The organism is Paenibacillus sp. UASWS1643 (assembly GCF_008693195.1).
GTDB classification, from domain to species: Bacteria; Bacillota; Bacilli; order Paenibacillales; family Paenibacillaceae; genus Paenibacillus; species Paenibacillus amylolyticus_B.
In genome coordinates this window covers 1-13,905 of record NZ_VXKZ01000108.1, presented here as the reverse complement: position 1 = coordinate 13,905, position 13,905 = coordinate 1, and the positions used below count along the sequence as shown (strand labels likewise).

Annotated in this window: 16 protein-coding genes and 1 other annotated feature; of the genes, 2 read left to right on the top strand and 14 right to left on the bottom strand. The window is 44.5% G+C overall.

Features of this window, described 5'->3' with window-relative positions:
- Positions 1-130: 130 nt before the first annotated feature.
- From rpsA to FE296_RS14485, 10 genes are all read right to left on the bottom strand, one after another.
- Positions 131-1,345, bottom strand: coding sequence for a 30S ribosomal protein S1 (gene rpsA, locus FE296_RS14525; protein ID WP_036607712.1), 1,215 nt, complete (start codon positions 1,343-1,345; stop codon positions 131-133).
- 142 nt (positions 1,346-1,487) lie between these two features.
- A complete protein-coding gene (locus FE296_RS14520) occupies positions 1,488-2,075 on the bottom strand; it encodes a lysophospholipid acyltransferase family protein (RefSeq protein ID WP_091018056.1) in 588 nt (195 codons plus the stop codon).
- Positions 2,072-2,776 (bottom strand): (d)CMP kinase, encoded by a 705-nt coding sequence (cmk, locus tag FE296_RS14515; RefSeq protein WP_076209905.1) that lies wholly within the window; start codon positions 2,774-2,776, stop codon positions 2,072-2,074. The genes FE296_RS14520 and cmk overlap by 4 nt, the downstream gene beginning before the upstream one ends.
- 103 nt (positions 2,777-2,879) lie before the next feature.
- Positions 2,880-3,104 carry a hypothetical protein gene (locus FE296_RS14510; protein ID WP_124116200.1) on the bottom strand — a complete coding sequence of 75 codons (225 nt, stop codon included), beginning with the start codon at positions 3,102-3,104 and terminating at the stop codon, positions 2,880-2,882.
- 63 nt (positions 3,105-3,167) lie between these two features.
- A complete protein-coding gene (locus FE296_RS14505) occupies positions 3,168-3,821 on the bottom strand; it encodes a flagellar brake protein (protein ID WP_017687679.1) in 654 nt (217 codons plus the stop codon).
- A gap of 147 nt (positions 3,822-3,968) precedes the next feature.
- Entirely contained in the window at positions 3,969-5,315 is a 1,347-nt protein-coding gene (gene ypeB / locus FE296_RS14500; protein WP_124116198.1) for a germination protein YpeB, read from the bottom strand.
- A 121-nt stretch (positions 5,316-5,436) separates the two neighbouring features.
- On the bottom strand, positions 5,437-5,607 hold the full coding sequence (locus FE296_RS32755; RefSeq protein WP_165980215.1) for a hypothetical protein: 171 nt from the start codon (positions 5,605-5,607) through the stop codon (positions 5,437-5,439).
- 114 nt (positions 5,608-5,721) lie between these two features.
- Positions 5,722-6,417, bottom strand: coding sequence for a glutamic-type intramembrane protease PrsW (gene prsW / locus FE296_RS14495; RefSeq protein ID WP_017687676.1), 696 nt, complete (start codon positions 6,415-6,417; stop codon positions 5,722-5,724).
- 43 nt (positions 6,418-6,460) lie between these two features.
- Entirely contained in the window at positions 6,461-7,075 is a 615-nt protein-coding gene (locus FE296_RS14490) for a genetic competence negative regulator (RefSeq protein WP_076209900.1), read from the bottom strand.
- A gap of 187 nt (positions 7,076-7,262) precedes the next feature.
- Positions 7,263-7,616, bottom strand: coding sequence for a hypothetical protein (locus FE296_RS14485; protein WP_124116197.1), 354 nt, complete (start codon positions 7,614-7,616; stop codon positions 7,263-7,265).
- Between the two features lie 94 nt (positions 7,617-7,710).
- On the opposite strand from FE296_RS14485, the gene FE296_RS14480 reads away from it, so the two are divergent.
- Entirely contained in the window at positions 7,711-8,607 is an 897-nt protein-coding gene (locus tag FE296_RS14480) for a polysaccharide deacetylase family protein (RefSeq protein WP_150365408.1), read from the top strand.
- 45 nt (positions 8,608-8,652) lie between these two features.
- Here the strand turns inward: FE296_RS14480 and FE296_RS14475 are convergent, their stop codons facing one another.
- The 3 genes from FE296_RS14475 to FE296_RS14465 form a co-directional block, all read right to left on the bottom strand.
- The gene (locus FE296_RS14475; protein WP_190945230.1) at positions 8,653-9,399 is read right to left on the bottom strand and encodes a metallophosphoesterase; all 747 of its coding nucleotides are present in this window, start codon (positions 9,397-9,399) and stop codon (positions 8,653-8,655) included.
- 80 nt (positions 9,400-9,479) lie between these two features.
- Positions 9,480-9,932, bottom strand: a complete 453-nt coding sequence (locus tag FE296_RS14470) for a hypothetical protein (protein ID WP_017687671.1) — start codon at positions 9,930-9,932, stop codon at positions 9,480-9,482.
- Positions 9,929-10,522, bottom strand: coding sequence for a CPBP family intramembrane glutamic endopeptidase (locus tag FE296_RS14465; RefSeq protein ID WP_036607728.1), 594 nt, complete (start codon positions 10,520-10,522; stop codon positions 9,929-9,931). The genes FE296_RS14470 and FE296_RS14465 overlap by 4 nt, the downstream gene beginning before the upstream one ends.
- Before the next feature lie 335 nt (positions 10,523-10,857).
- Positions 10,858-11,088: a binding site (T-box leader), on the top strand.
- 199 nt (positions 11,089-11,287) lie between these two features.
- Between FE296_RS14465 and serA the strand changes: the two genes are divergently transcribed.
- Positions 11,288-12,883, top strand: a complete 1,596-nt coding sequence (serA, locus tag FE296_RS14460) for a phosphoglycerate dehydrogenase (RefSeq protein ID WP_124116194.1) — start codon at positions 11,288-11,290, stop codon at positions 12,881-12,883.
- A 255-nt stretch (positions 12,884-13,138) separates the two neighbouring features.
- Here the strand turns inward: serA and FE296_RS14455 are convergent.
- The coding region (locus FE296_RS14455; protein WP_150365405.1) for a BclA C-terminal domain-containing protein at positions 13,139-13,905 on the bottom strand (767 nt) is incomplete at its 5' end.

Here is a 13,905-nt window from a genome sequence, read left to right as displayed (position 1 = left end):
GTCTTGGCTAACGTTTCATGCCAAATTACTCGCAATAAAAACAATCGGCGAACCCGCCTGGGGCTCGCCGATCTTGCTTTTGTTATTCAGCAAAATATGCAGTATATAACTAGAACCATGCATTGTTAACTTATTTGAATTTGCTGAGTTTGTCTCCAAAGAGTTCGCCAAGCGTAGTGCTCATACCTTGATTGTTCAAGGAAACGTTTGGATTGTTGATTTCTTCACGCGGAGCGTTGTTTCTTGAAGGTCTTTCTGATTTTTGTGGTTGAGCTGGAGCTTCTTCTGTTTCTTTGATGCTCAAGCTTACACGTTGCTCAGAAGGGTTCATGTCCAAGATTTTAACTTGAACTTCTTGTCCTTCTTTCAGCACTTCATGAGGAGTGCCGATGTGTTTGTGGGAGATTTGCGAGATATGCACAAGTCCCTCAACACCAGGAGCGATTTCAACAAATGCACCGAAGTCTACCAGACGTTTTACAACACCTGTTACGATATCGCTGGAATTGAATTTTTCGCTTGCTGTTTCCCAAGGACCTGGTTGAACAGCTTTCATGCTCAGGCTGATTTTGCCTTTTTCAGGGTCAACTTTCAGCACTTTCACACTAACTTTATCACCTTCAGACAGTACGTCGGATGGTTTTTCAACGTGTGTCCAAGCCAGCTCGGATACGTGAACCAAACCGTCAACTCCGCCCACATCAACGAATGCACCGAATTGAGTCAAACGTTGTACTGTACCTTCGATCACTTGACCTTCTTGCAAACCAGCCATTACTGTAGCTTTGTTTGCTTCGAATTCTTGCTCCAGTACGTCTTTTTGGGAAAGGATCACTTTGTTGTTCTCACGGTCGATCTCTTTCACTTTAACACGCAGTGTGCGTCCTTTGTAGTCGCTGAAGTCTTCAACGAAATGGCGTTCAACCATGGAAGCCGGGATAAATCCACGTACGCCCACGTCTGCTACCAGACCTCCTTTAACAACATCACCTACAACAACTTCGAATACGTCTTGGTCTTCAAAATGCTTTTGCAATTGATCCCATGCGTTTTCGCTGTCGATTGCACGTTTGGACAGAACGAGTTTTTCTTTCTCGTCGTCGATGCTAAGAACTTTAGCTTCAACTTCTTGTCCAACTTCTACTGCGTCAGACGCGCTGTCAACATGTAATGAAGACAGTTCACGAATTGGAATGACACCGTCATATTTATATCCAATGCTCACATAGGCTTGGTTATCTTCCAATTTGACGATGGTTCCTTTTACGGTATCTCCTTTTTTCAAGGAAACGAATTGATCCAACTCATCTTGGGTTGCTTCTTGATTTTTCATTTCTTCCGACATGTCAAATACCCTCCTCAATTCAAAAACCCCATTATATTCAAACCTGCCTGTAGCAGAGTTCAAAACACTTTCATCACTGAGTGCTCAAGCTTTAGTCTCCCTCAAAAATATGGAAACATGCACTCAGCTACCGACGAAGCCATTACTTGCTTGGCACGCCCGTTTGCACCATTTCGTTAATCTTGGACATAATTTTTTCAGTCGCCTTCTCCAGAGCTTCTCCAGATGGGTCTTCCTTGAACTCGTCCAAACTTACTGGTGCTCCATATACAACTTTCATCTTACGAAAAACTTTGTAGTTACCGATAATAGCAGTAGGAATAACTGTAGCGCCACTGCGGAGAGCAAAACTCGCTGCCCCTTTTTTGCCGATACCTCCATCATTGTGACGGCTTCCCGAGGGGAAGATTCCAAGCACTTGACCATCACGCAAAATATTGAGTGAGGTTTTAATGGATTCCTTGCTGACACCTCCACGTTTAACGGGGAAAGCGCCCACGGCTTTAATAATTCGGCCGAGTACCGGAATTTCAAACAATTCGCTTTTGGCCATGAAACGCACCTGACGGCGAATTTTGATACCAACGGTTGGAGGATCGAAGTTACTAATATGATTGGAACATAAAAGTACGCCGCCTTCTTTCGGAATATTCTCCCGTCCAACGGCCTCCAAGCGGAAAAGAATGGTATAAATGATCCGCAGTAATGTGCTGCAAAATGTGTAAATCATAGACCGATCTCTCCTCTGACCATTGTGCAATAAGATACGATTTTGTCAACCACTTCATGAATGTTCATCTCCGTTGTATCAAGGACGATAGCATCCTCAGCACAACGCAATGGGGAAATTTCCCGATTCTCATCCAATCTGTCACGGGTGGCAATGTCTCGCTCCAGCTGTTGCAACGTCAGTCCTTCAGAGGGGTCCAGTTCTTTGAAGCGGCGAAGTGCACGCTCTTCGACACTGGCAGTCATGAAGATTTTCACTTCCGCATCGGGCAGTACTGTCGTTCCGATATCGCGTCCATCCATGACGACGCCCTTGCGCAAAGCCATTTGCCGCTGAGTATCCACTAATTGCGTACGCAGCCCCTCGATTTGCGCATATCGGGACACGATTCCCGTCACTTCACGGGAGCGGATTTCCGAGGTTACTTCTTCCCCATTACAGAACACTTTCTGTCCGTCGGGATCCGGTTGTAAATCAATGACCAGCTTTTGGGCTTCCTGAAGTACCTGTGCCACTTCTTCCGGCGCAATATCTTTCCGAAGCATGTGCAAGGTTACCGCACGGTACATTGCGCCTGTATCGACGTATACATACGCGAGCGCCTCTGCAACCAATCGGGCCACCGTGCTTTTCCCGGCACCGGCAGGTCCGTCAATTGCAACGTTCATTTTCCCGTTCTCTGATGTGTTCTGGCTTGCCAACGGGGCATTCCTCCTCAAACGATAAACCTCAATAAAAAAACAGGCATTGCCTGCATCGTGAAAATTATACCACACTCTACACATGGATGCAAAAACAGACAAATCAACGATGTTCGTAATCATTCATCGTTTGCACTTCAATTGGCGTTCCTTCCAGACGGTCAATGGTGGTCAAATTCTTTTTGAAGCCTGGTACCAACAGCAGCAATTGATATACCACAAGCAGGATTAGAAGGACTATAATCAGAATCGTAACCTTTCGTTCCATTCGCCTGGAGAAAACATAATAAAGTCGTTCATATCTGCGGGTTGCATGACGATGATTCATGGCAATGCCTCCGTTTTTTTCATTACGGTACCCGCAGTTCCTTCTTCTTATGCCACAACATTCCTATTTCGTGCGATAGTCCAATTGTCGTTCGAAACAAAACTTGATAATTTTCTGGCGCTCCGAATCTGAAATCTGCACAAATTTCAGCATGCATAGCTGTCTGCCGGTTTCCAGGGTTTTGATCCGCACAACTTCAGCTTCAAAATTCACATGTTCAATGGTTGAATTCCGGTAGGGAACCAGCAACCAGCATTTCAGTTTTTGACCTTCAGCTATTGAAAACCCCGTTTCACCGTAGATGGACAATCCACCGCCACCAATATCTTCAGTCAATCCGACGGCACGGGTCAGATCTTCACTTTGGATGGCCAATTCGAGGTTTGCATGAACACGAAGAAAGCTGCGCCGTTGTATTTTGGATATATCGCTCGGAAGCGGTTTGCGGATACGGACAAGACGGACCACATCTTCCTCAAATCCCGTGACGTAGGTATTAAAATAATGCCGGACCCCATCCTCCGTAATATATGAAATGGACAATTCCTCTCCGAAAAAGAGCCTTTTCAGACGGCTGCTTCCTTGTTGCATCGGTACCTCAATCAGAAAACTGCTGTCATCCATATCTGCAATGCGTGATTTGTACTCTTTGTGTTCCTCTTTTTCATCTGCAGAAGCAATCTGGATGTATAAAATTTCATTTATTTTAGGAAACAAGCTGTTCACCGCCACTTTATGTATTTATCTTCGTATGTACAAGGACTATTATACCATGACCTTTCTCACATTGAACAAGAAAAAACAGACCACATCGTGGTCTGCCGCAGTTATTCGCTCAACTTCAAATTCAGATTATCCATCTTTTTATGAGGTTGCATTGACCGGTTTGATCTCTTCAACCGCTTCTTCCATTCCTGTATTCGCATTAATGTATATCCGGTAACGAGAACCGTTAATTTTCCCTCCGAATTCATAACACAATACTTCTTTGCTGTAATCATTCTCAATCAAGGATTTTCGAACATAATTTTCTTCGAACTCCGAATTAAGCTTTTTCCGCGCCTGTTGCTCCGTAAGAGTTGCTTTCGGAATTTTGCGCTTGTCATTATGTTCGTAGACAAAGTCACTCGCCTGGAAGCCGGTTACTTCGCCTGTATCCAAACCTACACGAACTGACATTTTCTCGGGATAGATCAAGGTATCCCCTTGCTTACGCACATAAGTAAGGTTACCCAGATTACCATATTCATCGTAGTTTACAGCCTTCATATCCTTATAACCTTTGTTCATTAGAAATTGATCTGCTTTAGCCATGGCATTCTGACGAGATACTTTTTTGGTTCCGATTGGACGCGTATCACTGTAAGAGATCAGCATTCCGCCATTACGGGTGAAATCCATCATCAGTTTGCCATTGTTGGCATGATCAATCGTGGCAGTGTAGGACTCCCAGTCTGTTCCTTTGCCGTTCTCCTGCACTTGGATTTTGCTACGATCCGCATCAGAGAATTTTGCAGCCTTGCTCTGAATCTGTTCTTTGGTCACCGGTAAGCCGCCCAGTTTCTTGACTGATCGTTTTGCATAGATATTGGATACGGAAGGACCCCAATCAAGCTCGGGATATTCCTGTACCTTTTTGTTCACAGTACGAAAACCATCAACGATCGTGTTGTCCATGGTTTGCTCTTGCGTTGCCATGGCAGTCTCTGCATCCATCCAGCGCAATCGGTCCGTCAGGACTTTCTGCTGCACATCCTGCAGATTCTTGGTTATCTCGGATGAATTCTGATACAGCTTTTTCAGGTTGCCCATTTCCTTCTCACTTAGCGGTTCGTTTGTCAAGTCACGCATCGACGCCCGATAGGCAAAGTTGGAAATACGCGAGAGAAACTCCTCTGTCTCGTTAAAGGGCAGCATGGTGAGTGGCAGTTGGTTGATCTCATTCTGCGCTTCACTGGTGAGTCGCCATACATTCATCAGACCTTTGCGATGCATCCCCTGTGATGTAGAGTGAACCGCCAAGGTGTTGCCAATCTCCGAATGCAATTTGTCCATATGAAAAGATAAATCGTGAAATGCACGCTGATATTGATTCTCTGCCTTGATCAAAATTGCATTCTTCTCCTGATTCTCCTGATAGCCCCACACGAGCGCACCGACCAGCAGAACCGCAAATATCGGAAACATAACTGAACTTAATCGTTTATACATCGGTAGAGTCTCCTTTCTTCTAAACCACTACCTCTATTGTGGATCGAAGAAAGATCTCTTATGCATGCGATTTCCAGTCCTTACACAAGCAGGCTGCCAAAGTACCGTTTGGGTCCTCCTTTTAATTCAGCTGAATCCCAGTTGCCATGCCCTCTTCCTCAATTTCGAACTGGTCTCTGTTATCACAGAGGCACTGCTTGAATCCGGTCTCAATCCGGCCCCGCTCTTTCTTCCCTCGTAATGTAAATCGTTCACCGCATTGTTTGCATCTGATTTTAATTTTAATTCTCATCACAACGATCTCCGTTTCTGTTGGTCATTCCCCGGGAGTTTATCCGTAAAAATAAAAACACACCGGAGCCATAGGCGCAATATGCGCTTTATGTCCACCAGTGTGTCCGTATTTTTATAATTTAACCTCTTCCTCCCGCTTCACAAAACGAAAAGGAGAACGGTTATTAGCACGTGTGATTTTACCCATTGCCCCATACCACAGGCCCGCCATTAGCGGCGCTATAAACCACAACCAATGATTCACCATGGTGTTCATGATGACATCGTACAATGCATGCCAGAAAAAAGGTAACACCAGAGAAAGAACCAGGTACCACCGCTTTTTCTTACCACCGATAAACTTGGCTTTACCCATGTAATAACCCATGATTACCGCAAACATAGCGTGCCCTGAAACAGGGAGCAGTGCCCGAAGGAACATGGCTGAGACGGATGCATTCCCCGCAAAGGCATACAACACATTCTCAACAGTGGCAAATCCAAGTGAAACAGCGACTGCATATAAGATCCCGTCATACGGCTCATCAAATTCGGTGTGATTATAGATGATATGATAAAGTACGAACCATTTAACGAATTCCTCCACACCACCTGAGATCATAATGGCCTCAAGATAAGGATTATCCCCGAGCCACATCATCATGCCACGCTGAATAATCATCACAGGCAGTACCATCAGAATCCCCATGAGGAAAACCCGCAATACCATATGAAGTGGCTCATAATCATAACGGTCTTTCAGGTAAAAGTATGTTAACAAGGCGAGACCCGGAGCAACTGCTGCCGCTAAGACCGAAAACAAAAGCACCGAAATTCCCTCCTCTGACTAAAGACGCGATTACAACTAGAGATTAATCCTGGCGTTTGAAGTGGGTGCAGATAACATCAATCGCTTGTGCAGGAATAACAACCTTACCATACTCTTCCATAACTGCCGGAGTAACTGAGGAGCCTTCGCCAAATTCAGCAAGCAAGGCAATCAATGCCGCATGTTTGGTGGAATCTACCTCATCTGGCTCCAAATGCAAGAACCACTTGTCTTTATAAGAGTAAAGTCTCCCAGCATCCGTAACATGCTGACGCAACATATGTGCAGCTTCAATGAGCACTTCAAAGTCCTTGAATGCATAAACGATGGAATCGCTTTGCTCGAGTGTAACTTCCATTTCATATACTTCTTCAGGAAGATCATCTTCATGACCTGAACCATATTGTTGCGGATCATATTTTCCACGTGTGACAATGACAACCATCCCTTGAGCGGGAAGTGCGAATACTTCGACAGCGAGTGGACCTGTGGCATCAAATCCAAGTTCGGAATAGGCCTGATCCATCATTTCAGTGAACAGTTCATGAACCTTAGGTATTTCCTGCCACATATCTTCTTTTTGTATTCCGCGCTCGCTCAGATCGTCAAAGGTCAGGAAAATCCGTATCTTATCGTGACTTAGTCGTTCTATTTTCATACAGGATCTCCCCTTTATAAGCAAGTCTTATAACAGATTATGAAGCACAAAACAATATGTGCTGAAAATAAATCTATGTAGTTATGTTATCATTTTATACCTCTAAATGCACGAAGTAAAATCGACAAAAAAAGAATCATTCCACAGCCAATCTAGACTGTGGATGATTCTAATTGGTGGTTTTGGTTTATAAACCCGGTACTGTTGTGTTTGTTTGACTTAAAATTTGCTCAACTTCATGCTTAACATCCGGATTGGTGCGAATAAAATCTTTGAGCATGCTCATATTCGCTTCTTTTTCCTGAGGTGTGATTGCTCTTGCGCTTTTTGCTGCTGGATTTTTGTGTGATTCACCATGTTGATTTTGCTTGCTTGTGAACCCATCCATACCCGGGAAAGTCATCTCCATCATCTTATGTTTTGCCTGATCCATCATATTTCGTGATGAACCCGATGACATCATGGGCAATTTGCCTTTGGACAACCATGAACTGGCTGCGACACCAATGACAATGCCCCAAAAAAAGGATGACGTCTTCATTACACCAACCTCCTTCAAGTGTTAAAATCATATTTAGTGTTTGCGGTAGTGAGCGATCTCATTCCGTATAAATACAGGAAAGCGAGTTGAAATCATGTTCAGACATACCGCCGCATTAATAATTGCTGCAAGTTTGCTGCTGTCAGCTTGTGGGACAGCGGAAGAAAAAACATCTGATAATTCCGCACCAGCGGGCGAATCAACTACCACAGTTCAAGAAGAGCAAAGTAAATCTAACCCAACTGAAACAGAAGAAACTGGAACTGGTGTGCCCGAGCCTTCAACGGAAGATTCAACTGTGACAGAAGAAGAACCTGAATCTTCGGAGAAGGTTTCTACAGAAGAGAAAGTGGAAAAGACGTACCATATGAATGAAAATTATTATATTAAACCAAACGATGAAGCGAGCCCAAACAAAGTGGTCTTGTTAACTTTTGATGATGGGCCCAAAGAAGAAAAAATGATCACTTCACTGATCGACACTTTAGATAAACATAACGCTAAAGCGATATTTTTCGTCAATGGATATCGGGTGAAAAGCCATCCGGAATTGCTCAAACTCATACATGAACGAGGTCAGATTGTAGGCAATCATGCCTGGGATCATGAGGATCTCAAAAAAATGTCCGACGCTGAGGCGGCCAAACAGGTTACAGATGTCCAAAAGATAGTGAAGGATACCATTGGTGAGGAACCGCAATTCTTCCGTCCACCTTTTGGGTCGGGAAATGATACACTGAAGGCTACTGTGAAGAAAAATGGCATGTTATATATGACTTGGTCTAATGGTTCGCTCGATTGGGATAAAAGCACCAAAGACAAACCGGAAAAAGTCATCCAAAATGTACTGGACCAGTTAAACCCCGGAAGCAATATTTTGATGCATGAGTTGCCATGGACGGTTGAAGCATTGGATGAGTTGCTGACCAAGCTCGAAAAGAAAGGTTATTCCTTTGTTGATCCGCGTGCAATTGAATTGGAAGCTCGTTAAATTGTAATTTTGCGCATTAAAATAAAACAGCCTTGATCCATTGGATCAAGGCTGTTTCTCTGTGAGTGCTTTTTCCGCGGGCACTCTTAACGTGATGATATGCATCTCCGCAGGACAACCTAGTCGGAGAGGAAGATGATTTGTACCGTATCCTCTGCTAACAAGCATTTTGCCTTCTTGGTGAACGTCCTCCGGACTTCGCTTCAGGGAGTACCACCCGTTCGATACGGGACGATACGCTTTGCTCAGGAACACAGGTCCAAAAAATGGTAAAACCAATTGTCCGCCATGTGTATGACCGCTTAAAATAAGATCTGCATTTTCTTCCAAGCGAAGGGCCTGCAAAGGATCATGAACGATAGCAATTTTGCAAAAACGGTTACCGATCTGCTGTAGTAATACATCGCCCTGTTTGGAACGATAGTCTATACCGATCAGACTCAATCTGTCGTTGCCCCTTTGCAGATATTCCACATTATCCTGCAGGAGCTTAACGTCCGATTCCCGAAGGATTCGCGCAAGTTGAGCGGTACCAGCCCTCTTGTCATGGTTGCCATACACCGTAAAAGAAGGAGCAATGTGCGATAAAATTTTCATATTATGTCTAACTAAAGACCATGAAATTCCTTTTTCCGCAACATCCCCGCCGATGAGAACCCAGTCCACCTTGTTTTTAACGTTTTCCAGATCCTTCTGCTTCAGCTTGCGCTTGTGAGTGTCGGATACATACAAAATCATAGCCCCGTCAAAGGATATTGGCAGATGAGGCACTTCAACCTCTTCTTCAATCATTTGATGAATATGGGCTTCTCGCCACATATGAAAAAGTAGTAATACTCCCATCAAAATGATTAAACCTGCGAGTAAAAGCATTACCACGGCAAGGGAAGGAACGTATTCAGAGCGGGTGCCCCTTCAACCCCCCACCAAACCAAACTAATCGTTAACATGACAAAAATAAAAATGAGTGAATTGACAAACCTCTTACTCAATTTTAACCGACGTGAAGGATGTAACTCTGTCCGTGTAGGAAGCGAACCCGCTTCGGGGATCGATTCTTCCGTTGAATTTGGCGTTTTTTTGGAGCGTGATGGTGCCCTTTGAGGAAGTACTGGACTTTCCAGTTTTTCTGTATAGGGCTTGCGCTGTGACCTAGGTAAAGATACGGAAGTAATTGGTGTGATTCCGCCAACCTCAGCAGCTGCTGCCGTTTCAGCAACGATGCTAACTTGAGAAGCCACCTGACGCTCGGATTTCTCTTTTTTATCCGATTGACGATGGCGCTGACTGCCATATGTCTTCATTCTACTTAATGGCTGATTCATGATCCCCTCCGAAAACGTATCGCTAATCCGGACACCAAATCAATAATAAAGTGACATAATATAGGCGCCCATAATGTGCCGGACTGCAAGTAAATCCAACCCAATCCATAACTTGAGACAAACACCCAGCCTGTTGGAATCCAGTGGCGCAAATAACGAATATGGATAACTGCAAATAAAATACTTGTCCAGTAAGGACCGATGGCATGTTGGATGGCTCCACGGAATAATAATTCCTCACACACAGCAACAATGGCTGCTATACATACAATGTGCCAGATCGGACGCCCACGGAACAACATCTCGTTAATTCCACCGTCATCCATGCTTTCCTGAGGTATAACATACGACAGTACCAAGTCCATAACAAGCATTATTCCTGCAAGACCAAGACCCCACCATATAAATTGGTAATTGTCAGGCCATGCGAGTACATCTAACAAGTTTCGTTTCTGCAATAAGATCCACACAACTCCGATAATCAGTGTCAGACCTTGTGTAAAGTATAGATTGATTAAAAGCAAACGCTCGGTAAGCTGTTGTGGCTCAGCCTTCTGAATCTTGAACTTGGGAAACTTGAATTTTTTCATCGGATGCGTCTGTCCTCTTGAGTTAAATTTGATGGATAACAATTACGTTGTCCAATCGGATAGTATACTAAATGATAGCCAAAAAACCAATTAGGTTCAAGACCTGCTCCAAGTCCTGGTTAGATGTCAGCACCATTACTTCATTAAAGCAGTAAAATCCAGTTCACCAAACAGCTTACTTTCCATCTTCTTGTCGTACGTATATTAACTATTGTATTACTTATGGTGACTCTGTTTATGTGTGAATCTAAAGACATCTGCAAAACATTTTAAAACATTTAAGCCTATTGACATGCTCATGTCAGCCATGATACATTATGAAAAAATTAGTCACGTTAAACACGATGATGGAAAAAAGACGTTGCTTCGTCTTACAGAGAGCCGATGGTAGGTGTGAATCGGTGGCAGGCAAATGATCTTGAGCGCTCCTGAGTTATTGCATTGAAATTGGAGTAGGTGCAATCGGTTTAGACCCGTTATCCTCTTCGGTCTTCATTGACCGCTAAGACTGTCGTTGCGAAACGGCGGTGAATTAGGGTGGTACCACGACAACTCTCGTCCCTTATTGCGCAAGCAGTATGTGGATTGAGAGTTTTTTGATTTATTTTAAAGGATATCTGTGGGATCACTCTATTTGCTTCACCTTCCCCCTCTGCTGCGACACCGCGTTGTTGGGCGGAAGAATCAACCTGGTTTTAAGGGATACCTCTTCGCTGAGGTCAGACCTTGACGATATAGATACACATACCTAAGGAGGAAGAAACCATGTACAAAGTGTTAGTGTCGGACCCAATCAGTGATCTGGGGATCCAGCAACTGGTGGATGCAAATGATGTTGTTGTTGAGAAGAAAACCGGTCTTAGTGAAGATGAACTTGTTGCCATTATTGGTGAATATGATGCCCTCTTGGTTCGCAGCCAGACTCGTGTTACAGATCGTATTATGACGGCTGGTACCAACCTTAAGGTGATCGGACGTGCAGGTGTTGGTGTAGATAACATTGATCTGGAAGCTGCTACACAGCGCGGTATCATCGTTATTAATGCACCTGATGGCAATACCATCACAACTTGTGAGCACACGTTTGCCATGATGATGGCATTGGCACGACACATTCCTCAGGCATATGCCAAAACTATTCAGGGTACGTGGGATCGTAAAACCTTCCTGGGTGTGGAATTAAGAAATAAAACGCTCGGTGTACTGGGTATGGGACGGATCGGTAGTGAAGTTGCCAAGCGCGCCAAAGCATTCGGAATGGATATTCTTGCTTACGACCCGTTCCTCACGGAGGAGCGTGCCGAGAAGCTGCAAGTGAAGCTGGCTAGTGTAGATGATATCATTCGCAATGCGGACTTCATGACCGTTCACACGCCATTAACACCGGAAACACGGCATATGATTTCACGTCAACAATTCGAAGTGATGAAAAAAGGTATGCGTATCATTAACTGTGCTCGTGGTGGTGTAGTTGACGAGATGGCACTTGTCGAAGCCATTGATCAAGGTATTGTTGCTGGTGCAGCATTTGACGTATTCGAAAGCGAGCCGCCAGCCGCAGATCACCCGTTCTTGAATCACCCAAGCATTATCGTTACGCCTCACCTTGGTGCGTCCACAGTAGAAGCACAAGAGAACGTGGCTATCGATGTATCGGAACAAGTTCTTCATATTCTGCGCAATGAACCGTTCAAGAACGCAGTTAACATGCCGGCTGTTGCACCAACCGTGATGAACAAATTGCAGCCGTATTTCAAACTGGGTGAAACATTGGGTAGTTTTGCAGCACAGATTACACAAAATGCAGTGCAGGAGATTCGGATCGACTATGCTGGTGAACTTTCTGAAGTAGATACTTCTCCTCTTACACGTTACATTGTGAAAGGGATTCTCGCCAGACATTTGGGTGGGGAAGCCAACATCGTCAACTCCATGCATCTGGCCAAAATCCGTGATCTAAATGTCGTTGTAAGCCAAACCTCAACAACTAAAGGATTTACTAACCTGATTACCGTAACATTGGTTACAACTCAGGATGCTGAGGAACGCCGTGTAGCGGGTACATTGCTTGCAGGTTATGGAGAGCGTATCGTTCGTCTGGACAAATTCCCGGTAGATATCGCACCGGAAAGTCATCAAATCTTGATCTCACATAACGATAAACCAGGTATTATCGGTCGTGTAGGCACACTGCTTGGACAAAACGATGTCAACATCGCATCCATGCAGGTTGGACGTAAAATTATTGGTGGTGCAGCGATCATGATTCTGACCGTAGATAAAGCTGTTCCAAAAGATGTGCTTGTGCAGCTTGCTGCACTGCCTGAAATCAATACTGCTGTTGAAATTGTTCTGGAATAATCAAACGTATTTCTAAATGTAATAGTAGAGACGGGAACCTCGTGGTTCCCGTCTTTTTTTCGTGTACCCGCTGAAATATCGGTGATGAAGTTTTCAAACAAAATATTAGGAAAAGGATTGACCACTACTACCTGGAAAGAAAGAGAAATCCAAGATCTAAAAATGATCTGGGTTCCTCACAATCTGACACACCAATTCCATAGGAAATCCGCTTCTTTTCTCACTGGGAAATAGTCTTAATACGTAATCGAACTATTAACTTAACTGAATAATGTTTAGTGTAGCCCCCGGAGGAGAAAGAACGGCTGCGCCAACAAGCCCGAATAATTGTAACTGTATTGTTGAACCAGCAGTAACGGTGACCATAAAGTCAGACTGCAGCTGACTGAGAGAAAGTACTGGAGATACTACACTCGCTGGAATTACTGCACCGTTAAGTAAAACCCGAGATTGGATAGCAAGTGCAGCTGTCAGATTTATTTTGTATGAGATATAGTAACGACCTGCATTGGTCAACGTGAAGGTGTCATTTGTCCCATTGACGGTTATACCTGTGCCAATATTTTGGTTATTCGGTAATGGAACGAGTGTACCACCCAATATTACAACAATCGTACCATTAGTGTTCTCAGCAAAAGCCGAGTTAGATGTTACAGATGTTCCGGTTGCACCTGTTGCTCCGGTAACTCCTGTTATGCCGACTCCGGTTGCTCCTGTTACACCTGTTACACTTACTCCTGTCGCTCCTGTTCCCCCAGTGACACCAGTAACTCCGGTACTTCCCGTTACGCCCACTCCTGTGGCTCCTGTTATACCTGTAGCCCCGGTTTCACCCGTGATACCAGTTGCCCCGGTGCTTCCCGTTACGCCGACTCCCGTTGCACCGGTTATACCTGTAGCTCCGGTTTCACCAGTCGCACCAGTTGCTCCTGTACTTCCCGTTGTGCCGACTCCCGTTGCACCGGTTATACCTGTAGCTCCGGTTTCACCAGTCGCACCAGTTGCTCCTGTACTTCCCGTTG

Excerpts from the sequence above, each read along its gene's own strand:
- FE296_RS14490 (WP_076209900.1), bottom strand. The coding sequence starts at position 7,075 with ATGAAAATAGAACGACTAAGTCACGATAAGATACGGATTTTCCTGACC.
- FE296_RS32755 (WP_165980215.1), bottom strand. The coding sequence starts at position 5,607 with ATGAGAATTAAAATTAAAATCAGATGCAAACAATGCGGTGAACGATTT.
- FE296_RS14485 (WP_124116197.1), bottom strand. The coding sequence starts at position 7,616 with ATGAAGACGTCATCCTTTTTTTGGGGCATTGTCATTGGTGTCGCAGCC.
- FE296_RS14480 (WP_150365408.1), top strand. The coding sequence starts at position 7,711 with ATGTTCAGACATACCGCCGCATTAATAATTGCTGCAAGTTTGCTGCTG.
- FE296_RS14475 (WP_190945230.1), bottom strand. The coding sequence starts at position 9,399 with ATGATTGAAGAAGAGGTTGAAGTGCCTCATCTGCCAATATCCTTTGAC.
- FE296_RS14465 (WP_036607728.1), bottom strand. The coding sequence starts at position 10,522 with ATGAAAAAATTCAAGTTTCCCAAGTTCAAGATTCAGAAGGCTGAGCCA.
- ypeB (WP_124116198.1), bottom strand. The coding sequence starts at position 5,315 with ATGTATAAACGATTAAGTTCAGTTATGTTTCCGATATTTGCGGTTCTG.
- serA (WP_124116194.1), top strand. The coding sequence starts at position 11,288 with ATGTACAAAGTGTTAGTGTCGGACCCAATCAGTGATCTGGGGATCCAG.
- rpsA (WP_036607712.1), bottom strand. The coding sequence starts at position 1,345 with ATGTCGGAAGAAATGAAAAATCAAGAAGCAACCCAAGATGAGTTGGAT.
- FE296_RS14470 (WP_017687671.1), bottom strand. The coding sequence starts at position 9,932 with ATGAATCAGCCATTAAGTAGAATGAAGACATATGGCAGTCAGCGCCAT.
- FE296_RS14510 (WP_124116200.1), bottom strand. The coding sequence starts at position 3,104 with ATGAATCATCGTCATGCAACCCGCAGATATGAACGACTTTATTATGTT.
- FE296_RS14520 (WP_091018056.1), bottom strand. The coding sequence starts at position 2,075 with ATGATTTACACATTTTGCAGCACATTACTGCGGATCATTTATACCATT.